Annotated in this window: 21 protein-coding genes; 15 read left to right on the plus strand and 6 right to left on the minus strand. The window is 57.4% G+C overall.

Features of this window, described 5'->3' with window-relative positions; genetic code table 11:
- Positions 1 to 8 precede the first annotated feature (8 nt).
- The 5 genes from nucS to WMQ00_RS06785 are packed head-to-tail and all read left to right on the plus strand — an operon-like array spanning position 9 to position 2,644.
- On the plus strand, positions 9 to 701 hold the full coding sequence (gene nucS, locus WMQ00_RS06765; RefSeq protein WP_049361374.1) for an endonuclease NucS: 693 nt from the start codon (positions 9 to 11) through the stop codon (positions 699 to 701).
- Positions 701 to 985, plus strand: a complete 285-nt coding sequence (locus WMQ00_RS06770; protein ID WP_080971253.1) for a hypothetical protein — start codon at positions 701 to 703, stop codon at positions 983 to 985. The genes nucS and WMQ00_RS06770 overlap by 1 nt, the downstream gene beginning before the upstream one ends.
- A 10-nt stretch (positions 986 to 995) precedes the next feature.
- The gene (locus WMQ00_RS06775) at positions 996 to 1,304 is read left to right on the plus strand and encodes a thiamine-binding protein (RefSeq protein WP_034656448.1); all 309 of its coding nucleotides are present in this window, start codon (positions 996 to 998) and stop codon (positions 1,302 to 1,304) included.
- On the plus strand, positions 1,305 to 2,231 hold the full coding sequence (locus WMQ00_RS06780) for a tetratricopeptide repeat protein (protein ID WP_086588750.1): 927 nt from the start codon (positions 1,305 to 1,307) through the stop codon (positions 2,229 to 2,231).
- Between the two features lie 20 nt (positions 2,232 to 2,251).
- Positions 2,252 to 2,644, plus strand: a complete 393-nt coding sequence (locus tag WMQ00_RS06785) for an arsenate reductase/protein-tyrosine-phosphatase family protein (protein ID WP_200287685.1) — start codon at positions 2,252 to 2,254, stop codon at positions 2,642 to 2,644.
- A 5-nt stretch (positions 2,645 to 2,649) separates the two neighbouring features.
- On the opposite strand, the gene glgB is transcribed toward WMQ00_RS06785, so the two are convergent.
- Both glgB and WMQ00_RS06795 read right to left on the minus strand, forming a co-directional pair.
- Positions 2,650 to 4,767, minus strand: a complete 2,118-nt coding sequence (gene glgB / locus WMQ00_RS06790) for a 1,4-alpha-glucan branching protein GlgB (RefSeq protein WP_200287684.1) — start codon at positions 4,765 to 4,767, stop codon at positions 2,650 to 2,652.
- A gap of 44 nt (positions 4,768 to 4,811) precedes the next feature.
- Positions 4,812 to 6,821, minus strand: coding sequence for a maltotransferase domain-containing protein (locus WMQ00_RS06795; RefSeq protein ID WP_284798658.1), 2,010 nt, complete (start codon positions 6,819 to 6,821; stop codon positions 4,812 to 4,814).
- A gap of 58 nt (positions 6,822 to 6,879) precedes the next feature.
- On the opposite strand from WMQ00_RS06795, the gene WMQ00_RS06800 reads away from it, so the two are divergent.
- The 6 genes from WMQ00_RS06800 to WMQ00_RS06825 are packed head-to-tail and all read left to right on the plus strand — an operon-like array spanning position 6,880 to position 12,527.
- Complete coding sequence (locus WMQ00_RS06800; protein ID WP_049361370.1) at positions 6,880 to 7,701, plus strand: ABC transporter ATP-binding protein; 822 nt, start codon at positions 6,880 to 6,882, stop codon at positions 7,699 to 7,701.
- The gene (locus WMQ00_RS06805; protein ID WP_049361369.1) at positions 7,698 to 8,525 is read left to right on the plus strand and encodes an NUDIX hydrolase; all 828 of its coding nucleotides are present in this window, start codon (positions 7,698 to 7,700) and stop codon (positions 8,523 to 8,525) included. The genes WMQ00_RS06800 and WMQ00_RS06805 overlap by 4 nt, the downstream gene beginning before the upstream one ends.
- Positions 8,522 to 9,655 carry a THUMP-like domain-containing protein gene (locus WMQ00_RS06810; RefSeq protein ID WP_340440804.1) on the plus strand — a complete coding sequence of 378 codons (1,134 nt, stop codon included), beginning with the start codon at positions 8,522 to 8,524 and terminating at the stop codon, positions 9,653 to 9,655. Before WMQ00_RS06805 ends, WMQ00_RS06810 begins: the two co-directional genes overlap by 4 nt.
- Positions 9,656 to 9,679: 24 nt before the next feature.
- Entirely contained in the window at positions 9,680 to 10,462 is a 783-nt protein-coding gene (locus WMQ00_RS06815) for an electron transfer flavoprotein subunit beta/FixA family protein (protein ID WP_023021736.1), read from the plus strand.
- Positions 10,463 to 10,470: 8 nt separating this feature from the next.
- Positions 10,471 to 11,412 (plus strand): electron transfer flavoprotein subunit alpha/FixB family protein, encoded by a 942-nt coding sequence (locus tag WMQ00_RS06820; protein WP_086588755.1) that lies wholly within the window; start codon positions 10,471 to 10,473, stop codon positions 11,410 to 11,412.
- Positions 11,412 to 12,527: a cysteine desulfurase family protein gene (locus WMQ00_RS06825; protein ID WP_340440805.1), complete on the plus strand. Its 1,116-nt coding sequence runs from the start codon at positions 11,412 to 11,414 to the stop codon at positions 12,525 to 12,527. The genes WMQ00_RS06820 and WMQ00_RS06825 overlap by 1 nt, the downstream gene beginning before the upstream one ends.
- On the opposite strand, the gene WMQ00_RS06830 is transcribed toward WMQ00_RS06825, so the two are convergent.
- Positions 12,524 to 13,471: an HNH endonuclease signature motif containing protein gene (locus tag WMQ00_RS06830; protein WP_259824355.1), complete on the minus strand. Its 948-nt coding sequence runs from the start codon at positions 13,469 to 13,471 to the stop codon at positions 12,524 to 12,526. The genes WMQ00_RS06825 and WMQ00_RS06830 overlap by 4 nt on opposite strands.
- Positions 13,472 to 13,901: 430 nt before the next feature.
- Here WMQ00_RS06830 and WMQ00_RS06835 point away from each other — a divergent pair, with 430 nt between their 5' ends.
- Positions 13,902 to 15,062, plus strand: coding sequence for a glycoside hydrolase family 25 protein (locus WMQ00_RS06835; protein ID WP_023021732.1), 1,161 nt, complete (start codon positions 13,902 to 13,904; stop codon positions 15,060 to 15,062).
- Here WMQ00_RS06835 and WMQ00_RS06840 read toward each other — a convergent pair.
- Entirely contained in the window at positions 15,043 to 15,879 is an 837-nt protein-coding gene (locus WMQ00_RS06840) for a spermidine synthase (protein ID WP_340440806.1), read from the minus strand. The two genes, WMQ00_RS06835 and WMQ00_RS06840, sit on opposite strands and share 20 nt — an antisense overlap.
- 94 nt (positions 15,880 to 15,973) lie before the next feature.
- On the opposite strand from WMQ00_RS06840, the gene mnmA reads away from it, so the two are divergent.
- Together mnmA and WMQ00_RS06850 are read left to right on the plus strand one after the other, a co-directional pair.
- The gene (gene mnmA / locus WMQ00_RS06845) at positions 15,974 to 17,059 is read left to right on the plus strand and encodes a tRNA 2-thiouridine(34) synthase MnmA (RefSeq protein ID WP_340440807.1); all 1,086 of its coding nucleotides are present in this window, start codon (positions 15,974 to 15,976) and stop codon (positions 17,057 to 17,059) included.
- Positions 17,060 to 17,083: 24 nt separating this feature from the next.
- Positions 17,084 to 17,977, plus strand: coding sequence for a methionine synthase (locus WMQ00_RS06850; protein ID WP_234288102.1), 894 nt, complete (start codon positions 17,084 to 17,086; stop codon positions 17,975 to 17,977).
- Here the strand turns inward: WMQ00_RS06850 and WMQ00_RS06855 are convergent.
- On the minus strand, positions 17,974 to 19,095 hold the full coding sequence (locus WMQ00_RS06855) for an ATP-binding protein (protein ID WP_200287672.1): 1,122 nt from the start codon (positions 19,093 to 19,095) through the stop codon (positions 17,974 to 17,976). The two genes, WMQ00_RS06850 and WMQ00_RS06855, sit on opposite strands and share 4 nt — an antisense overlap.
- A 78-nt stretch (positions 19,096 to 19,173) precedes the next feature.
- Entirely contained in the window at positions 19,174 to 19,845 is a 672-nt protein-coding gene (locus WMQ00_RS06860) for a 3'-5' exonuclease (RefSeq protein ID WP_200287671.1), read from the minus strand.
- 45 nt (positions 19,846 to 19,890) lie between these two features.
- Here WMQ00_RS06860 and ligA point away from each other — a divergent pair, with 45 nt between their 5' ends.
- Positions 19,891 to 21,960 (plus strand): NAD-dependent DNA ligase LigA, encoded by a 2,070-nt coding sequence (gene ligA / locus WMQ00_RS06865; protein ID WP_282439148.1) that lies wholly within the window; start codon positions 19,891 to 19,893, stop codon positions 21,958 to 21,960.
- Positions 21,961 to 21,968 lie beyond the last annotated feature (8 nt).

The raw sequence follows: 21,968 nt of genomic DNA on the forward strand, positions 1-21,968 counted from the left end.
TAGAGGGCATGCGTTTAGTAATCGCCCGATGCTCCGTAGATTACGTGGGCCGTTTGGATGCCCACCTTCCCATGGCAGACCGTCTACTCATCGTCAAGGCTGACGGCTCTGTATCCGTGCATGCTGACGACCGCGCGTATAAGCCGCTTAATTGGATGACCCCTCCGTGCACGTTAAAAGAATCCGCCATTGAGGACCTAGACGGTGACGATACCGGCGAGGTTTTGTGGTTGGTGGAAAATCCTAAAGGCGAGCAGTTGCGCATTACAATTGCTGAGATCCATGAGGAAATCTCCTATGACATGGGTGAAGACCCAGGCCTAGTCAAAGACGGCGTGGAGGCTCACTTACAAGAGCTTTTGGCAGACCAGATCGATACCTTGGGTGATAGCTATACGCTGGTACGCCGCGAATACCCAACGGCGATAGGCCCGGTAGACATTATGGCGAAAGATGAAAACAACAATAATGTTGCCATCGAGGTGAAGCGCCGTGGTGGGATTGATGGCGTGGAGCAGCTGACGAGGTATCTGGAGTTGCTTAACCGTGATGAGCTTCTGGCCCCAGTATCTGGTGTATTCGCGGCCCAGGAAATCAAACCGCAGGCCCGCACGCTAGCAGAGGACCGAGGCATTCGGTGCGTCGTACTGGACTATCAGGAACTCCGCGGACTTGAGTCTAACGAATTGCGATTGTTCTAATGCCACGGCGGAATAGACGCAAACCGCTCGAGCTTCGATCCTTGCCTAAAGATGGGTCGACTTTTCTCGGCTCGCAGACGGTCGAGGGGCCTAGCTGGACGCACGGTGAACCCTATGTTATGCGGCATATCGGTTCTGCGCGTGCCCAAAAGTACTATGTGTGCCCAGGGTGTAATCAAAATATTCCTCCCGGGGTGGCTCATATCGTCGCGTGGCCGCGCGACGTGGGCCGCCAGGGAGACGATCGTCGGCACTGGCACCGCCACTGCTGGGAGCGTAGGTAGACTAGCGGGCATGATTGTTGCATTCTCTGTAGCCCCCGCAGTAGTCAATAATGACTCCCAAGAAATGGCTGACGCCGTCGCTGAGGCCGTGCGCGTAGTCCGCGAATCTGGCCTTCCTAACGAGACCAATGCCATGTTCACCCTGCTTGAAGGCGAGTGGGACGAGGTCTTTGGAACTATTAAGAAGGCCACTGACGCGGTGCGTGCGGTATCCCCGCGCACATCTTTGGTGGTCAAGGCTGATATTCGCGAGGGCGTAACCAATCAACTGACTGACAAGGTAGATGCGGTTAACCGCCGCCTTGCAAAGGAGGACTAGATGACTTCAGCAAATAACGCTTATGTAGGAGGCGCGCTCGACCTCAGCCAAGTAAAGGCGCGGGCCGAGGCACGGCAGAAGGCGCAGGAATCTCCGCAGACCACTGCTGGCGGGATCCAGCCCTTCTTCACTGTGACGGAAGCTAACTTCGACCAGGACGTGGTGCGCCGTTCTACGGAAGTTCCGGTGATTGTACTCATTGGCACCGCCCGTTCCACGCAGTCGGAGCAGCTAAAGACCGATCTGCAAGGTTTGGCAGCGCAAGGAAACCGCAGCTTCCTAGTTGCCTACGTGGATGCAGATGCTACCCCACAGGTTGCGCAGGCCTTTGGCGTGAAGAACCTCCCCACTGTGGTGGCCCTGGGCGCTGGGCAGCCGCTGACGAATTTCGAGGGTGCACAACCACTAGATGCGCTAAAACAATGGGTAGATGCCCTGGTGCAGAATGTTGGCCCACAGTTGAAGGGCCTACAGAGCGATGCGGGAGAGCCCCAGACCCAAGAGGAAGAAGAGGATCCGCGTCTCCAAGAAGCAGAGGGCTTCTTAAATGCTGGCGACTTTGATGGTGCTCTTAAGGTCTATAACTCCATCTTGGAGGCTGAGCCCGAAAACGTGCAGATTAAGCAGGCCCGCGATACAACCGTACTGCTCAAGCGCCTTGATCCTGCCAACCAGACTGAGGATCCGATTGCGGCTGCGGAAGGGGACAAGGGGGACGTCGATAAGCAGATGCGTGCTGCCGACGCCGAAGTGGTTGCCGGCGCCCCAGAAAAGGCCTTTGATCGCCTCATCGAGACGATGAAGGCAACGGCCGGTGATGAGAAAGCTCGCGTGCGCGAGCGCTTGCTGGAGCTTTTCGGGCTCTTTGAGGGCAATGATCCGCGTGTGATGGAAGCTCGAACCAAGCTGGCGAGTGCCCTGTACTAGCTTGGGTAGGATGGGAAAGCATGACTTCAGTGCTTTTCCTGTGCAATACAAATCGCGGCAAGTCGCAGATGGCTGCGGCGCTTGCCGCCAAGCATGCGCCTGAGTGGGATATTTACTCGGCTGGGGTGCAAACTACCCCGGAGCATACCCAGCAGGGCATCAATCAAGAGGCCAAAGCTTCCCTCGCGAAGGTGGGGGCAGAAATGACTGGTACTCCTGCTCTAGTGGATCCCCACCTTGCTGCCGCTGTCGACCACGTCATCGTGGTAGGTGATGCGGAATATGACGGGCCAGCGCAGAGGTGGGCCATCGAGGATCCTTCGCTGCGTGGTCTGGAGGGTGAAGAGCGCATGGATGCGCTTCGCGATGATATCGAAGCGCGCGTGGTGGAGTTCCTACGCACGCAGCGATAGGCGTTTTATTGCTCCAGTACGTACCACTGCACCGAGTTGGCCGGTAGGTGAAGCGTGGCGGAATTATCCGCCACGTGAATATGCTGAGGAAGCGGGTTCCCAGCGCCCTCATAAACGGCATCATCGGTGTTAAGTACCATTTTCCAAGCACCATCACGTGGAACCCAGAGGCCGTAGTCGGGAATGGAAGAACCCGAAAGGTTGCACACGGCGAGCAAGGCAGAGCCGTCTGCGCCATAGCGGACGTAACCCAGCACGTTATTGTTCGAGTCATCGGCCTTGACCCATTGAAAGCCGTCTTGGCTGAAATCCTGGCTCCACAAAGCTGGAGTGTCGCGGTAGATGAGGTTGATATCGCGCACGAGGCGCTTAATGCCCCGGTGCCACTCATTGCCCCAACCATCGAGGTTGCCCCAATCCACGGAATGCTCCTCGGACCACTCGGTGGTTTGTCCAAATTCCTGGCCCATGAAGAGCAGATTCTTGCCAGGGTGGGAGAACATGTAGCCATACAAAGCGCGCAATCCGGCGGCCTTATTCCAGTCGTCGCCAGGCATGCGCTGCCACAGTGAACCCTTGCCGTGGACTACTTCGTCGTGGCTAAACGGCAACACGTAGCGCTCAGAATAGGCATACACCATGGAGAAGGTGAGCTCGCCATGATGATAGGAGCGGTGGATAGGCTCGTGCTTGAAGTACTCCAGGGTGTCATTCATCCATCCCATATTCCACTTCAGGGAAAAGCCCAGCCCGTTCTCGGAAGTAGGAGCGGTAACGCCCGGCCAGGAGGTGGATTCCTCGGCGATGGTGAGTACGCCAGGATGGGTGCGGTTGAGGGTGGCATTGGTTTCCTGCAGGAATTGGACTGCTTCTAAATTCTCGCGCCCGCCAAACTGATTGGGTAGCCATTCATCGCGGGAGTAGTCCAGGTAAAGCATGGAAGCGACGGCGTCTACGCGCAGGCCGTCAATGTGGAATTCTTCAGCCCAATACAGGGCGTTGGCTACGAGGAAATTGCGCACCTCATTGCGGCCAAAGTCAAAAACATAGGTACCCCAGTCGGCTTGCTCGCCGCGGCGGGGATCGGGGTGCTCATAAAGCGCTTGACCATCGAAGCGGCCTAAGGCCCAGTCATCTTTGGGGAAGTGGGCTGGCACCCAGTCCACGATGATCCCGATGCCGTTTTCATGCAGTGCATTGACTAATGCGCGGAACTCATCCGGCGAGCCCCACCGCGCTGAAGGCGAGTAATAGCCAGAGACTTGGTAGCCCCAAGAGCCGCCGAAGGGGTGCTCGGCCACGGGCAAGAGCTCGACGTGGGTAAAGCCATGCTCCTTGAGATAAGGGATGAGCTCCTCGCGAAGTCGGTTATAATTCGCCCCGACCTTCCACGAGCCAACGTGGACCTCATAGATGCTCATCGGGACATCTAGGTTGCCGGTGCGCTTGTCCATCCACGCGGAATCAGACCAGCCGAAGCTGGTGGAATCCACGATCGAGTCAGTTTCCGGCGGGCAGGCGGTGCGCTTGGCCAATGGGTCGGCCTTGTCTTTGCGGCCTTCCTGGCTAAAGATGGCGAACTTATAGTGCTCGCCAGCACCGATGCCTGGGACAAAGACCTCCCATACGCCGGTAGAACCGAGCGAACGCATCGGATACTGGGTAGGATTCCAGCCGCAGAAATCGCCCACGACGGCAACACCTTGGGCATTGGGGGCCCATACGGCAAAGGACACACCGCTTACGGGACCCATCTCTGTGTCATAAGAACGTAGGTTGGCGCCGAGGACATCCCAAAGGCGCTCGTGGCGGCCTTCGCCGATAAGGTGCAGATCTAGGGATCCGATGGTGGGCAGGAAGTGATATCCGTCTGCCACGGTGCGGGTAGGGGCGCCGGGGTAGGAGATTTCGAGGCGGTAATCGCAGTTCTCGCCTACTTCCGCTTCCCAGATATCGTCGCCCACCAAATTCATAGACAAGGATTGCGTGGGGGTATGAAGCTGTACCGCGGTGGCACCAGGCTGGCGGGTACGGACGGTACCTTCATGCCAGCCGTAGAATCCGTGTGGGTCATGGTGGCGGCAGTCATTGAGGCGAGCGAGGTCAGCGGCCGGGATGTTCATATAATCAGGGTACCTAGATTGGGCGCGTTCCGGTGGACAAATGTTTACGGGCGATAGTCGGTGACCTCGCGCCAGGTGAGCTGCTCCTGCAGGGCGTGGTCGGCAGGGGGAAGGACGAAGACATGGGCGACGTCGCGAAGCGGCTCTAAGCGCACAAAATTGCGCTCGGACCAGTGATAGGCAGAGCCGGTAATCGTGTCTTGGACGGTATAGGACTCGCCGGGATGGCGGCCGATAGCGCGCATATCTACCGTAACGGTCGCTTCTTGCGCATTGCGCGGATCCAGGTTGACCACGACGAGGACCACATTGCCAGTGGCTGGATCAGCCTTGGAATAGGCAATGATGGCGTCATTGTCGGTGTCATGGAAGCGGAGGGTACGCAGTTGTTGCAATGCGGGGTTATCGCGGCGAATCTGATTGAGCAGCCGGATATAGGACTCTAAAGAGTCTCCTGACGCAACCGCAGCAGCAAAGTCGCGCGGCCGCAATTCGTACTTCTCCGAATCGAGGTATTCCTCGGACCCTGGGGCTACCGGGGTGTGCTCATAGAGCTCAAAACCGGAGTACACGCCCCATAGTGGAGACATGGTGGCAGCGAGGACAGCGCGTATGGCGAACATGGCGCGCCCCCCGGTTTGTAAAGATTCATGCAGGATATCCGGGGTATTGACAAAAAGATTAGGCCGGCAAATATCCGCCTGCTCTACGTGCATCTGGCCAAATTGGGTGAGCTCATGCTTCGTGGTCTGCCAAGTGAAGTAGGTATAGGACTGGGAAAAGCCTGCTTTTGCTAGCCCGAAAAGGCGAGGGGCGCGGGTAAAGGCCTCTGCCAAGAAGATGACGTCTGGGTGGGTGGCGTGTACGCGGGTAATCAGCCAATCCCAGAAGTTGGCGGGCTTGGTGTGTGGGTTATCTACGCGGAAAGTGCTCACTCCGGCTTCGACCCAAATCATGAGCGTTTCATAGATTTCGTGGTAGATGGCATCAGGTGCGTTATCGAAGTTGAGTGGATAGATATCCTGATACTTCTTCGGTGGGTTCTCAGCGTAGGCGATGGTGCCATCAGGAAGGACCGTGAAAAATTCTGGGTGGCTGGTGGCCCACGGGTGGTCGGGCGATGCCTGCAGCGCGAAATCAAGCGCTACTTCCAGGCCAAGCTCCTCGGCGCGAGAGACCAGCTTCTTGAAGTCTTCTATTGTGCCCAATTCGGGGTGGGTGGTGGAGTGGTCCTGGATGGCCCACGGGCTTCCCACATCACCGGGCTCAGCAACGACCGAGTTATTTTTTCCCTTGCGGTGCACCTTGCCAATGGGATGAATGGGTGGAAAATACACCGTATCGAAGCCCATATCGGCCACGCGCTCTAGTGCTTGGGCAGTAGTGTCGAAGGTGCCGTGCACAGGATTTCCCTCTTTGTCCCAGCCACCCGTGGAACGGGGGAAGAGCTCATACCACGAGTTATAAAGCGCGGCCGGGCGCTCCACGTAGACCTCGTGAATGGCGCCTTCTACTAGGAGATCGCGCAGGGGATGGGAGTGCAGGATGTCTGTGACCTCGTCCGAGAGCGCTACCTGCACGCGCTTATCGACGTCCAAGGACTCATCCTCCAAGTCCCGTGCAGCAGCAAAGAGGGGCGCCACAATATCCGAGGGGGTCTGGAGAGCCGCCCGAGAAAATAGATCCGCACCATGCTGGAAGTCATTGGCCAACTCGGCAGCGGATTGCCCAGCCGCCATCTTTTTAGTAACCGCGTTCTTCCACGTAGCAATGGGATCGGACCAGGCATCGACGCGGAAGTACCAGGTGCCTTGGGTGCCTGGGGTAAAGACGCCGTGCACTCGATCTTGGTCTTTGGGGTCTACCTGCATGGTGACAGAGGACGTAGCCGTGGACCGCGCCGCCCAGGCAGACAAAGTGGCTGAGACCGCGTCGTGGCCTTCGCGCCAGACCAGTGCGGTGACAGGAATTACCTCGCCCACAACGGCTTTAGAAGCTACAGAACCGGCGGAGATAAGCGGGCGGACATCGTCAATACCAAGGCGAGTAGTCATGCCCATAAGACTAATGCAGCTGTGTCAATTTCACCGGGCAAAGAATAAATCAGTCACAATGGAGGGCGTGAACGACGTAACTCCTACAGATCAAGATTGGCTCGTAGATTTTCGCGGCGTCGAGTTGCGCCGCGGCGGCAAGACCCTCGTTGGTCCTGTGGACTGGCAAGTGGAGCTCGATGAGCGCTGGGTCATTATTGGCCCCAATGGCGCGGGTAAGACCTCGCTAGTGCGCATGGCCGCGGCCGAAGAATTCCCGTCGAAGGGCACCGCCTTTTTGATGGGGGAGCAGATCGGCAAAACTGATATGCGCGATCTGCGCGCGCTCATCGGCATCTCCTCCGCTGCAGTGCAATCGCGAATCCCCGAAAATGAGCGCGTGGACGATCTCGTCGTCTCCGCAGGCTATGCAGTGCTGGGCCGCTGGCGGGAGGAATATCAGGACATGGACTTCTCCCGCGCTGATGAGATTTTGGCCCAGGTAGGTGCAACCCACCTGAAGGAGCGCACCTGGGGAACATTGTCAGAGGGCGAAAAGAAGCGCGTCGTCCTCGCCCGCGCACTCATGACTAACCCAGAGCTGCTCATCCTAGACGAGCCTTCCGCCGGAATGGACCTGGGAGGCCGCGAAGACCTGGTGGGATACCTCGGCGATCTAGCCATGGATCCAGATGCCCCAGCCATCGTCATGATCACCCACCACGTGGAGGAGATCCCATACGGATTTACCCACGCCATGCTGCTGGATGAGGGTAAGGTAGTGGCAAAAGGTCTGATTAATTCAGTCCTCACCTCAGAAAACCTGACTCGCGCCTTCCACCAGCCCATTCAGGTAGACCGCATTGGACAGCGATACTTCGCCCGCCGAGCTTCTCTATGACCAACCCTTTTCATGACCGTATCGATGCCGTTGACGCCAGCGATACCACCGGCTTTAACGGTGGGCGCTTGGCGGCAACCGTCCTGCTTCTACGGGACGGCACCGACGGTCTTGAAGTATGGGTACAAGAGCGCGTGCACACCATGCACAATTACCCGGGGCATTCGGTCTTTCCCGGCGGCGGCGTAGACCCACGCGACTTTCCGCCGCGTTCCTGGGACTCGGGCGAACTATGGGCCGGAAAATCCGTCATCTCCATGGCCCGACGGATGGGCGTAACAAAGTACAAAGCCCACGCGCTAGTATTCGCCGCTGCCCGGGAGCTCTTTGAGGAAGCCGGCACCCTCTTTGCCATCCGCGAAGACGGAATTGTCTCCAATGCACGGCGGTATCACAAGGAGCGAAAACTACTCGAGAGCCACACCATTTCCTTTACCGAATTCCTCAGCAATAACGGCATGCGTGTCGACGCCGATATGCTCCTTCCCTGGGCACGGTGGGTAGGAAAGGGAAAAAGCCACTGGTTCGACACCTTCTTTTTCGTCGGGGTGCTGCCCTCTGGCCAAGAACCCGATGGGGATACCGACGAGGCGGACGATGCCGGATGGTTTTCTCCCCAGCTCATCCTGGACGGCTGGCGCGCCGGGCTGGTGCGCCTAGTCATTCCTACTTGGGCGCAGATGCAGAGGCTGAGCAGATACTCCTCGGTTCAAGAAGTCCTCGATGATGCGTCCTTTTCTGACCTGCGCCCTGTTATCGGGGATCCGCGCGAGGACCCTCGTTACCGCGAATTCTTTTCCACCACCCCTTTAGACCGCATATGAGTTATACCCCCGCAGAAGTCAGCTTCTTGATTGAGCACCACGAGGAAATTGCTCACCTCGATCTCACCTTGACCAAGGCTTCTCGGCTTAAAGACACCGAAGTCTTGAAAGAGAAGTTCGGCGACTATGGCCGCGCAGTCATGGAGCTGGTGACCGCACGTAGTTCGGGCAAGCTTCCCAGTGATTGGCTGATGGACGCCGACTCAGCCCAACAAGCAACCCCCGTCGAGGTTGCGGCATACCGGGCGGAGTTTCTTGCAGAGCAGGGGGTGGGCAGCGTCCACGACATCACCTGCTCCATCGGTACGGAAGGTCTAAATTCTCCGCTCGACTACTTTGGCTCAGACTTGGACGAGTCGCGCGTGAGAATGGCGAGGCACAATCTTTCTTCGACCAAGATCTTTCGCGCTGATGCGCTCACCACTACAACGACTGCCGATGTCCTCCTTGCAGATCCCGCCCGTCGCGCCGGAGGTAGAAGAATCACCCGGCCGGAGGATCTCGTGCCACCGCTTCCAGAGGTCGTCGACAAGCATCGAGACAAGGAATTGGCCATTAAGTGTGCACCCGGCCTTGATTTCAGCGAATGGAACGGCCTTGTTACCGTCGCAAGCGTCGACGGCGGAGTAAAAGAAGCCTGCCTTTATACCCCAGGCCTAGGAACCGGCCGAAGGGCAGTAATGATTCGTGGACACAAGCTAGACGTCCTCGATGATCAAGAAACAAACCTGCCCGAGGCCGGAGACATTGGTAGCTACCTCATTGACCCGGACGGTGCCATTGTGCGCTCCGGCTTGGTGCGGCATTACGCGGCACGGGAAGGGCTGCACCAAATCGATGAGCGCATCGCGTACCTGACAGGGGAGAGGATTCCGGAGGGAGCCTCGGGATTTCCATTCATAGAAAAAGTACCCCTAAAGAGATTAAAATCCGTACTTAAATCCTATGACGCGGGGAGCTTGGAAATCCTCGTGCGCGGGGTAGAAGTGGACCCTGACCAGCTGCGGAAGAAGATGAAGCTCAAGGGGAAGAAGCCTTTTGCGGTAATCATTACGCGAATTGGCGCACAAGGAATCGCCTTGCTGTGCAAACCCCGAGTATCATCGTCCGAGGATAATTACGCAACATAAATATATCGGAAAGGTGAGTGCCCAATGCCAACTATCGTGGCTCTGGTCAAACACGTGCCGGATACGTGGTCTACCAAGTCTTTGGAAGATGACCACACCCTGGATCGCACCTCCGTGGATAACGTCATTGATGAGGTTAATGAGTATTCCGTGGAACAAGCCCTGCGCCTGCGCGACGACAACCCGGATGCGGGTTATAAGGTAGTAGCGCTGACCATGGGGCCGGCCCAGGCAGACGAAGCATTGCGCAAGGCACTGGCTATGGGTGCCGATGACGCGGTGCTTGTCTCCGATGATTCGCTGGCGGGAGCGGATGCGCTGTCGACCGCATGGACTCTTAACGCTGCGCTGAACAAGCTTGACGACGTCCAATTGATCACCGCTGGCACCGAGGCCTCCGATGCCTCGACCGGCCTACTTACTGGATTGCTCGCCGAATACCGCCAGCTGCCTGCCCTTACCGGGCTGCACAAGGTAGAGCTGGCGGGCGGCACGCTGCGTGGCACGCGAGATGATGCGCGTGGCACCTGGGAACTAGAAGCGCCGCTGCCTGCAATTGTTTCTGTGAACGATAAGAGCGACAAGCCGCGCTTCCCTAACTTCAAGGGATTGATGGCCGCTAAGAAGGCGGAAATCACTACTTTCTCCTTAGCTGATTTGGGAATTGAGGCAATTGCGCCCACTACCTCCGTTTCGGCCGCCGAAAAGCGCCCACCGCGCACCGCTGGCGAGGTTATTTCTGAGCCCAACCCGCAAGACGCAGCGAAGAAGATCGCTGACTTCCTAGCCGCAAAGAACTTGATTTAGGAGTCGATATGTCTCACGTTTACGTATTAGTTGAGCACGATGCGGAAAAAGTCCTTCCCGTTACCGGAGAACTGATTACGGCCGCGCGCGAATTGGGTACGGTGTCTGCAGTGGTCGTCGGCAAGCAGGCAGATAAGTTCGATGCTGACCTTGCCGCCCTTGGCGCCGCGCAGGTGGTCCAAGCAACGGCCGAAGACTATGACCAGCGCCTCCTGATTCCAGAAGTCGATGCCTTGCATGCTCTCGGCGCCGCGAACCCCGCACCTATCGTGCTGGCCGCAACTCCCGCCAATAACGAGATTGCCGGCCGCCTAGCTGCCCGCCTCGCTTCCGGCGCACTGGTCAATGTCAGCGGCATCGCCGCTGATGGTTCCGCCCAGATGACCATTTTTGGTGGCTCCTATGAGACTACCTCTACCGCTACCGGCCAGTGCCCGATCTATACGCTGCGCCCAGGCGCGGTAGAGGCCGCACCACAGCAGGTGGAAGCGCAACCAGCCCCGATGCCGTTGCCGGCCGCTACTGGCAAAGATGTCAAGGTAACTTCCTTTACCCCTGCCCAGAAATCTGCACGTCCGGAAATTACCGAAGCCAAGGTGGTCGTCGCTGGCGGCCGGGGCGTGGGTGATGAATTTGGTGATGTTGTCGAGCCGCTTGCCGACGCCCTCGGCGCCGCAGTCGGCGCTACCCGCGATGCGGTAGACGAAGGCTTCTATGACGCTGCCTATCAGATCGGCCAGACTGGCGTTACCGTTTCGCCTGAACTCTATATCGGTTTGGGCATCTCCGGCGCTATCCAACACACCTCCGGCATGCAGACCTCTGGCACTATTGTGGTGGTCAACCAGGACCAGGATGAGCCATTTTTCCAGATCGCTGACCTTGGCGTTGTGGGTGACCTCCATGAAATCGCCCCAGCCTTGACCGAGGAACTGAAGGCACGTCAGTAATGCCGCATTATTTTGACTACGCTGCTACCCAACCGATGCGCCAGAGCGCGATTGACGCGTGGGTAGCTGCGGCTGGCTCCCTGAACTCCGGCGCGCAGTATGGTTCCGGCCGCAAGGCTCGGTCTGTGCTCGATGATGCCCGCGAGAAGGTTGCTTCACTCCTCGGCTGCGAGCCAATCGAGGTGATTTTCACTTCTTCTGGCACAGAGGCAGACAATATCGCCATTCAGGGACTTTATGCGGCCGGTAAAACAAACCGCATAGTTTCCACCGATATTGAGCATCCCGCCGTGCGCGATACCGTGGCTAAGCTGCACAATTCGGGTGCTGCCGTCGAGATTCTTCCTGTCGATCGCTCCGGACACATAGCAGACCTGTCGGCTCTAGACACGCTTGCCGACGTCGCTACCTGCATGTGGGCCAATAACGAAACCGGCGCCATTCAACCCATCGAAGATATTGCCGCCCGAGCCAGCGCAGTGGGTACACCGGTACACGTTGATGCCGTGCAAGCGGTAGGAAAGGTTCCCATCGACTTTTCCCACCTAGGGATCACCAGCCTTGCAGCTAGCGCCCACAAGTTCGGCGGTCCCCGCGGCATTGGCCTACTTCTAGCCAAGCGGAGTCCCGCACCCCAACCCATTGCCTATGGCGGTGGGCAGGAGCGCGGAATTCGTCCTGGAACTGTCGACGTCGCTGGTGCTTCCGGTCTAGCTGCGGCTTTGGAGGAATCCGTCGCGGAAATTTCTACTCAAGGTGAGCGGATTTCCGCGCTTCGCAATAAGCTCCGCGATGGAATTCTCGCCACCATTGACAATGCAGTCATCAATTCCACTGAACCGTGTTTGCCTTCTCACTTGCACGTCTCTTTCCCTGGTGCAGATGGCGATAGCCTTATCATGCTGCTAGATTCCCTGCAGATTGAGGCCTCAACCGGCAGCGCCTGTAGCGCAGGTGTAAACCGCATGTCTCACGTTCTGGAAGCGATGGGAGTAAGCGAGGCTGAAGGAATCGGTTCCTTGCGCTTTACGCTAGGCCGGCTTACTTCGGAAGAAGATGTCGATTACGTGTTGGCTCATCTTCCCGAGGTAATCACCCGAGCCCGATCCGTCTAGCTTTCATTCCTTTCCTTCGCCGCTGCCCGTCGGGCGGCGATAGCTTGGCCCACCGTTAGCGCCCAGTTCTTGTTCTTGGGTGCTAGCGGTCCTTGGGGCTCGTCATATTCCCAGCGCCCATCATCAAACAGCCACACAATGTCCCCAGTGTGCGGATCCATGATATAAAAAGCACCGCCGTCAGTCTTGACGTTATGGTGGTGCTGGCATAGTGAAGCCAAATTGCTCCCTGCAGTTTTCCCTCCCCGAGCATGGTCAATGCGGTGGTCTTTCTGGCAGCTTTCCGCAGGGCGGTAGCACCCCGGCCAGCGGCACACCCCATCGCGGCCTTCCACATAGGCGCCTATGAGCGGGGGAGTAACGTAGCTTTCGCTTTCCATTTCTTTGGCTAAGTCCATGTCTCGCGTCTGAGCGGGGCGCAGGTTATCCGCGGTCTCTGGGCTTACCCATCCGAATCCCCGGATAAACGCGGGTGCAGACTCCTGATCATGGGCGCGATACATATGCAGAACTACCTTAGTCCGAGACTCAATTTCACCCAGAATCAATTTGGCCAGTGCTTCTGCCTTGGAAAGGCCATGTTCCTCGGCGGCTTTGCTGATGTGTTCGTCGATAGCTATAAGGGTAGTTTCGTCAAATTCAACTGCTAGCCCGGCTTTGCCACCGAAGCTGGAGTAGGTGAAATAGGAGTTATTCTTCGTGGGAGCCTCTTTGTTTTCTTCGGTGGATGGGTTTTCAATAGCAATGAGGCCATTGAGTTTTCGCCGTAAATTCGTGTTGGAGGGTAGTACCTGTCTCGGCTTCGAGGGGGTCAAATAACGAGATAGTTCTTGGTCTATCCTCTCGAGGGTTTCCGCAGGGACATCACCGAGCTTGCTAAGTACGGCGTCGATAGTAATGAGGCGAGAGAAATCCAGGAAGTAGTAGGTTTCCTGCAGGGCCATTGTTAGAGGTAACTCAGCCAGCCGGTAGAGCGCCATGGTTATATCGCGCGTGCGCCGCTCACTCAATCCCGTACGGGTGGCAAGGGTATGGCAAGTAATGTCGAAATCGTCTTCTAAGTCTGGTTTGGCATCTTTCCAGAAAAGGTAATCTTGCTTTCTGATTTCGGTAGCTTTAACTGCTAATGGATCTTTAGGATCATTGACTATGTAATAGGCTTCCAAAATTATTTCCCCCGAATATTAGAACTGCTGAACTAATCTTCACGGTGTCTATCTTACGCTGTGGGTGCGCCCGCCACAAGAGGGGGGCAAAAATATGTTCTAAATGGTGAAATTGCCTACGGTGACAGGAATAGAAGAAAAGAAAATTATCTCAAGTGGCGCGTGTTAAAGATGTTGATAGAGTGAAACCATTGTTAGACTCACGCGCATGACTTCAAAGAAGGCACTCCGAAAGAGTATTACTGCGGTAGTTACCGTGGCTGCACTAGCTATTAGTGGTACCGCTGTTGCCCAGGCGGTGAGCTTTGGCGCCCCTAAGGGCGTGGACGTTGCGGCACACCAGCACCCGGGCGGCACGCCCATCGATTGGTCTAAGGTACGTACTGACGGTCAGTCTTTTGCATTTGTAAAAGCAACTGAGGGTGGGGATTGGGTAAATCCGCACTACGTCGAAGATGTTCAGGCCGCCCACGCTGCCGGCCTTAAGACAGGCGCATATCACTACGCTCGTCCATCGACTGACGCCAAAACGCAAGCGGCGAACTTTGCCGCGCAGATTGCGCTGGCGCCAGATCAGACATTGCCTCCCGCACTCGATATCGAGGTGGATGAAGGTAAATCCGCGGCCCAGTTGGAGCAGTGGATCGAAGAATTTACCAGCGAGCTCAAGCGCCTTACCGGCCGCACTCCCATGATCTACACCTACAAGTACTTCTGGATGGGGCAGATGAATAACTCCCAGAAGTTCTCGGATATGCCGTTGTGGCTTGCGGCCTATCAGGATCAGGCGCCCGAGGCCGTGGGTGGCTGGAAGAAGCTATCCTTCTGGCAGCGTTCTGGCTCCGGCAAGGTGGCAGGAATTCCTACCGACGTTGATATGAACCTTTTTAATGGTTCCAAGCAGCAGCTGCAGTCCTTTAGCGATGGAAATTATGTGGATGTCGGCGGCGCGCTCGAACAGCTCGTGGTGGGCGATGGCGTTGACCTAAGCTCGGACAGCACGCCGCTTATCGGCGCTATCCTAGCCCTCGCAGCAGGACTGATTGCGATACCACAGCTTGTCGACGCCGCCGAAAAGTCCGGCCTTGACCCCCAAGCAGCGCAAGGTCTAGCAGGCTTCGTGAAGACCTTGCAGGACAAGGATGCCCTCCCAGTAGAAGATCTGGGTGATATGGCAAAGGGGAACTTCTCTGTCAGTGACCTAGCAATCCTGTTGGACAATGCCGGTCACGTGAACAACGTTAAGTCTGGCAATGTCTCCGAGTCCGAAGTTTCGGAGGCTAAGAACGCGGCCAAGAAGGCTGGCGCTGATGTTCCCGATTTCGATGCGGGCCAAGTAGCCACGCTACTTAATCGCGTGCTGCAGTAGCACCAGCGAAAAACGCGCGGGTCCACGCCTCGTCCTTGTAGTGGGCAGGCACCGCCCCGCCAAGGAGTGCCTTAGCCAGCTGAGCGGCTTCAATGGAGCCCTCGGCTGGCATTTCTGTATCCGAGGCTATAAGGATGATGTTTCCGTAGCGCCGGCCTTTAAGCATTGGTGGGTCCGCGATGACCGCGAGGTGGTCAAAAACCTTGCTTAGTCCGGCCAGTTCGCTTTTTGCTAGCTGCAGATCAGAATGGTCTCCGCAATTGGCAATATAGAGTCCACCTGGCTCTAGTGCCTGCTTTGCAGCCTGGAAGAACTCCACGGTGGTGAGGCTAGACGGAGTCTTATCGCCAGCAAATACATCACGGATGATGATGTCACGGCTGGCGGGCAGGAACCCCTCGGTTTCTTTGCGTGCTTCGCCGGCGCGGATCTTCACGGTAGGGGAACGGGGGACGTCGAAAAGTGTACGCACCAATTCCCCCAGTTTGGCGTCGAGTTCGACCACCGTGTGGCGGCTACCCGGGAGCTTGCTGGCAAAATAGCGTGGAAGGGAGCAGCCTGCGCCACCTAGGTGGGTGACACGCAGCTTATTCGCTGGCCGAGTATTGAGGCGTTCGACGGCAGCTGTAATCCAGCGCATGTATTCGAACTCCAATTCTTCTGGCTCGCCCAGCACGATGTGGCTACTCGGCACGCCGTTAACGTTGAGGATATAGGCTCCATCGCGGAACTCATCCGCCACAACCTCGGCTGTTCCGGTCGAGATTTCGTAGGTGCCGGTGATTCCTTGTTCGGTGGAGGCTCGCTTTCTTCCCATGTGACACAAGCTTAGGGAATGGATTCGATTTAAACCGCGTTGGGGCTAGGGAGTAGACTTTCGGGCCTGTAGTCAAGGTGAATTGGGGAGCAAGATGCGAGTATTGGTTGCCATGTCCGGCGGCGTGGACTCATCTGTTGCCGCCGCCCGGGCGGTAGAAGCTGGCCATGAGGTGATTGGCGTTCACCTCGCCCTGCACAAGGACGCGCAGCAAACCAGAGAGAAAGCGCGCGGTTGCTGCTCGCTAGAGGATTCCGCTGATGCTCGCCGCATCTGCGATAAGTTGGGCATCCCCTTCTATGTGTGGGATTTTTCGGAGGAATTTAAAGAAGAAGTCATCACGGACTTCGTGGATTCCTATGCTCGCGGCGAGACACCTAATCCTTGCTTGCGCTGTAACGAGAAGATTAAGTTCCGGGCACTGCTACAAAAGGGCATGGCGCTCGGCTTCGATGCTGTGGCGACGGGTCACTATGCCACCATTGACGAAAACGGCTACATGCGCCGTTCTTTGGATGAGAATAAGGACCAGTCTTATGTCTTGGGCGTCATCTCGGCCGAAGAGCTGGAGCACTGCTTTTTCCCCATTGGCGATACTCCTAAGCCGCAGATCCGTGAAGAGGCCGCGGCGCATGGCTTTTCCACCGCGAAGAAGCCGGATTCCTATGATATTTGCTTCATTCCCGACGGCAACACTCAGGCATTTTTGGGCGCTCGCATCGGGCGTCGCCCTGGCCTGATCGTGGATCAGGAGGGCACGGAGCTTAAAGAGCACGATGGTGCATGGAACTACACCATCGGTCAGCGAAAGGGCCTAGACATCAAGGCGCCGGCTGCCGACGGCCGTCCCCGCTACGTCACCGACATCGATGCTTCTACGGGCACGGTGACCGTCGGTGCCCGCGAGGACTTGGCCGTGACCTCAATTCAAGCTGACCGCCTGAAGTACCTTCACCCAGCCATGGATGGGGACTTCGAGTGCGAGGTTCAGGTGCGTGCGCATGGTTCCGTGGTGCCTTGTGTCGCGCACGTCGACCGCGATGCGGATGAGATGCGCCTTGAGCTTAAGGAACCGCTTTCCGGCGTGGCTCGTGGCCAGGCGGCGGTGCTGTATTTGCCGTCGCCAGACGAGCTTGGCGATATCGTTATCGGGTCCGGCACCATTTGCGGGACGGCCTAGATGGCCGGCTTTGCACTTGGCCCCATGCCCGGCACTTCCGTAGCGGAGGCGGCGGACATCATAATCAGTGAGACTGACCTGCCCGCTATCCCGCAGCTTCCTGATAGGGGACTCGGCTCCGATGCGGTTGGGCGTACGGCCAGCATGCTCGAGGCCATCAATATCGATCGTGGTCCGCGGTCGTGGCGCATGACTGCGCGTCCGCAGCTTTTGACGCGGCGCACCTGGGATCGCTTAGAACGCGACCTCGATGAGGTTCAGGGGGTCTGGGGCGAGACGGTTTCCCACATTAAGGTGCAAGCCTTGGGGCCCTGGTCTTTGGCGGCGAGCATCGAGCTCTCCGATGGCCACCGCGTGTTCACTGACTCTAGCGCTTTCGCAGAGCTTTCCGACGCCCTCTTACACGGCCTCCACACCCATGCCCACGATGTGGCACGCCGTTTCCACGGCGAGGTGCACGTACAACTCGATGAACCGCTACTGGCAGATATCATTGCTGGCCGGATTCCCGGGACTACTGATTTCGACTCGATACCAGCGGTCCCAGAGGAAGTCGTCCTAGAAAGCCTTTTAGCGTTTGAGGCCGACTATGTGCATGCTGCGCCTATTTGGTCGGTGGCGCGCGCAGCGAAGACTTTTTTGGTTGATTCGCGCTTTCGCCAGCAGCTTTCCACCCCACAGCACTATGACGGATTGGGCGAGCACCTCAGTGCGGGCTACCGCATCGGCTTGGGCATTCCCGGCAAAGATGCGAGGGAGGAAGCAATCGCCTTAGCTTCCCACCTTGATCGCATAGGTATGCCGCGCGAGCTATTGGTCGACCACTTCGATGTTTTCCCCAGTGCGGCTTCGGCTAGTTCGCTTCGTTCTGTCACTGAGACCGCCGACATCCTCGTCCGGGACGCCGGCGATCTTTAATCGACACGCCCGCGGCTATCCGTGGCGGTGAAGTATTCGCCCATATAAGGGATGACGTAGCGCAGTTTGCCGTGTGCGGTGGGTTCGATCAGGTCGGCGTCGATAAGCCGCTGGCGAGTGGCGGACAAGGATCGTACAGTGCGGTCCATGTGTCCTGCTATGTCGGCGATGGTGGCCACGCCGTCTAGCTCCACTGCGGCCATTGCTTCCAAAAACTCCCGCTGTGCCGGTGGCAAGGTCAACGTCGCAGGCTGGTGCACCTGCGCGCCCATAATTGAAATCGCATCTGCAGCTATCGAGGCAATCGTCTCCTGAGAAATGCCACTTTCTTGGTTCTGGCGACTGCGCTCCCATGCCAGCGAGCCAACCAATTGCACGAGGTACGGGTAGCCGCGGGTAAGCGCCGCGGCGTCCCTAGTCGCCTCGGGGCTAAACTCTAACCCCGAGCCAGACGCTGTGTGCTCTAGAGCCTGCTGCGAATTGGCCGGAGACAGCGGTCCTAAGACGAACTTCTGGGCCCTGCGCAGAAACGTTACTCCAGGAAGATCTAATAAGTGGTTGACCCCTTGGGGAAGGCCGGCGGCTACCAAAGCGATATCAATTTCATCGCGCACTAGGTCTTGGTAGGCCACGGCGATGGTGGTGAGCTCTTCGACATCGGCGTCTTGCACCTCGTCGATGGTAAGCAGGATTCCGGTGCCTTTTAGCTCTGCGGAAAGCTCACGCAGGCGAGTATTCAGCGTGGGGGTGAAGCGATCTTCCTTTTGATGATCAAAGCCGATTGACCCTACGCCGCCGATGCCGATGCGGCTGACCTTCTTCTTGTCGCTCGGAGAGAGTTGTTCAAGCAGCCTGGGGATGGTGGTATTGACCAGTTCCTCGACCATGGTGGAGCGCCCTGAGGCGCGTAGCGTTACCCACCCTCGGGCCTCGGCGATGTCCTCCAACTCGTTGATGAGAACAGTCTTGCCGATGCCCCTTGCACCGCTGAGCACCATGGAGCGGGAAGCATTGCCTGCCGAGCCATCGAGCGCAGTGCGGAAGCTATCGAGCACGATACCGCGCCCGACCCAGAACAGGGGAGGAGCACCGAATGTAGGGCGGAACGGATTTTCCATATGGCTAGTGTAACCCTTGTTATCGGAGATTTGGGAGACTTTTAGCCGTACTTGGAGATTTAGGAGAATTGGGAGACTTTATCCGATGAGGGGCCATGCAGTCGAGACATCCGAGGCATCGCGGCCCTTGCCCTCTAGGTATTTCTTAAATGCAGTCCGATCCTCGTACCACTTGACCGCCTGGAATTCCATGAGCTCGTTTTCATCCATCTGCGCCAAGTTGGGGTAGTGCTGGCGTACCTGTTTCCAAGCGACGCGGGCGGCTGCGAGGGCGTCGGCAGTAGCTTCGTGGGCGTTGCCCAACTCGACGCCGTAGTGCTCGCACACTGCGCCAAGGGTGCGCTTGCCCTTGCGCCATTTATCGCTGACGCGGTCGATTACATAGGGGTCATAGACCGGGCCAGTGACCGTGAAATCGCCGGTGAGGCTCCGCAGCACGGTGAGATCAAAAGCAGCGTTGTAGACAATGAGCGTTAGACCATCCTCCCAGGCGGCCTTGATGGCCGCGACCGTATCTTTCAGAACCTCTTCGTGCGGTCGGCCCTCGGCGCGGGCTTTTTCGGTAGTGATGCCATGCACGTTGGTCGCTTCCTCCGGGATCTCGATTCCGGGATCGGCGAGGTGCTCCACCTTTTGTACATCGCGGCCATCAATGCGGACTAAGGCAGAGGTGACGATGCGGGCTTCTTTGGGATTGGCCGAGGTGGTCTCAAGGTCGAAGGCGAGCATGCGGGAGGCGTCGAAAGTCATGATCAATACCTTAGTAGCTAGCCCCGACACGAGGGATAGCTACACTTGAGCAGCGTGACTAATCCAGTTGATCTGCACCGTGAATGGAATGACCTTGCGCAGGAAGTGCGCCGCCACCGCAACCTGTACTACAACGGTGAGCCGGCTATTCCCGACGCCGACTTTGATGCCCTCTTCCAACGCCTTCTTGCACTCGAAGAAGAACATCCTGAGCTTGCCGTGCCTGATTCACCTACCCAGCAGGTGGGTGCTGCACCGAGCGCCGGTGAGGATATTGAACACCTTGAGCGCATGATGAGCTTGGACAATGTGTTTAGCGCTGGCGAGATGCAGGATTGGCTCGATAGAACCCCAGCAAAGACTTATCTGACTGAGCTCAAGATTGATGGCTTGTCTATCGATTTGGTCTATCGCAATGGGCGCCTGACTACCGCCGCGACCCGTGGCGATGGCACAGTGGGCGAAGACATCACTGCTAATGCACGCGTGATTGAAGACATTCCGCATGAGCTCAAGGGGACAGATGAATACCCGGTCCCAGAGCTGATCGAGATTCGCGGCGAAGTCTATATGCGCCCCGAGGATTTTGAAGAGATCAATGAGGAGCGCGCGGCCGATGGCAAGGAAAAGTTTGCTAACCCGCGCAATGCCGCGGCAGGTGGACTGCGCATGAAGGATCGCGCCGAGGTGAAAAAGCGCCGCCTGAAAATGGTGTGTCACGGGCTAGGCGCGCGCGAGGGATTTTCACCCACTTCCCAACATGATGCTTATAAGGCAATTGCGGCTTGGGGGCTGCCCGTTTCCCCATATACCAAGCAGGTTTACTCGGCTGAGCAGGTCCAGGACGAGGTGGCACATTGGGCAGAACACCGCCACGATGCCATCTTTGAGATGGATGGACTCGTCGTCAAGGTAGATGATTTGGGCTCGCAGCGCGCACTGGGTGCGACTTCCCGCGCCCCGCGCTGGGCCATTGCCTATAAGTATCCACCGGAAGAGGTGACTACAAAGCTTAAGGGCATTGAGGTGGGTGTTGGGCGTACCGGGCGAGTGACCCCGTTTGCCATTATGGAGCCGGTCTTTGTCTCCGGTTCCACAGTGTCCATGGCTACCTTGCATAATCAGTCCGAGGTAAAGCGCAAGGGTGTGCTTATCGGGGATACCGTCATCATTCGCAAGGCGGGCGAGATTATCCCGGAGGTGCTCGGACCAGTGCGCGAGCAGCGCGATGGTAGCGAGTATGAGTGGGCATTCCCGGAGAACTGTCCGGCATGCGGCACGAAGTTGGCCCCACAAAAAGACGGCGACGCGGATTGGCGGTGCCCCAATACCCAATCGTGCCCAGCACAGCTTTCCGCGCGCTTGGAGTATTTGGCCTCGCGCAAGGCACTGGACATTGAGGCCCTGGGCGAGAAGGGGGCAATGGACTTAATTGAAAATGGTATTCTCGTCGACGAATCAGAGCTTTTCGAGCTCACCGAGGAAAAGCTCCTAGCCTCGGACGTCTACACGGCGAAGAAGGATACAAAGGACAAGCGCACCAAAAAAGAAGGAAATGTCAAGGTCAATACGGCCGGACAGAACTTGTTAAAGAATCTGGATGAGGTCAAAGGCCGTGACTTCTGGCGCGTCCTGGTCGCGCTGTCTATTCGTCACGTGGGACCAATTGCCGCTCGGGCGCTGGCCTCCCGCTATGGATCCATGGAAAAGCTACGCGCAGCCAAAACGGAGGAGCTGGCAGAAGTCGATGGCGTGGGTATGACCATCGCACAATCTTTCCATGATTGGTTCGAAGTGGACTGGCACCGCACTATCGTGGACAAATGGGCTGCCGCAGGGGTGGCTATGGAGGTAGCGGTGGAAGACCACAAGGAGCAGACTCTAGAGGGTCTGACCATCGTGGTGACCGGCAGCTTGGAGAACTTCACCCGTGATTCCGCGAAAGAAGCTATTGTTTCTCGTGGCGGAAAGGCTACCGGTTCGGTCTCGAAGAAGACCTCCTATCTCGTGGCTGGCGAAAACGCCGGTTCGAAGGAGGATAAAGCCCGTGAGCTGGAAATCCCGATTCTCAATGAAGCGGAATTCCAGCAGCTACTAGAAACAGGTGAAGCCTAAATCGGTCC

Origin of the sequence: Corynebacterium sp. KPL2825 (assembly GCF_037908445.1) — a bacterium.
GTDB lineage: Bacteria > Actinomycetota > Actinomycetes > Mycobacteriales > Mycobacteriaceae > Corynebacterium > Corynebacterium kefirresidentii.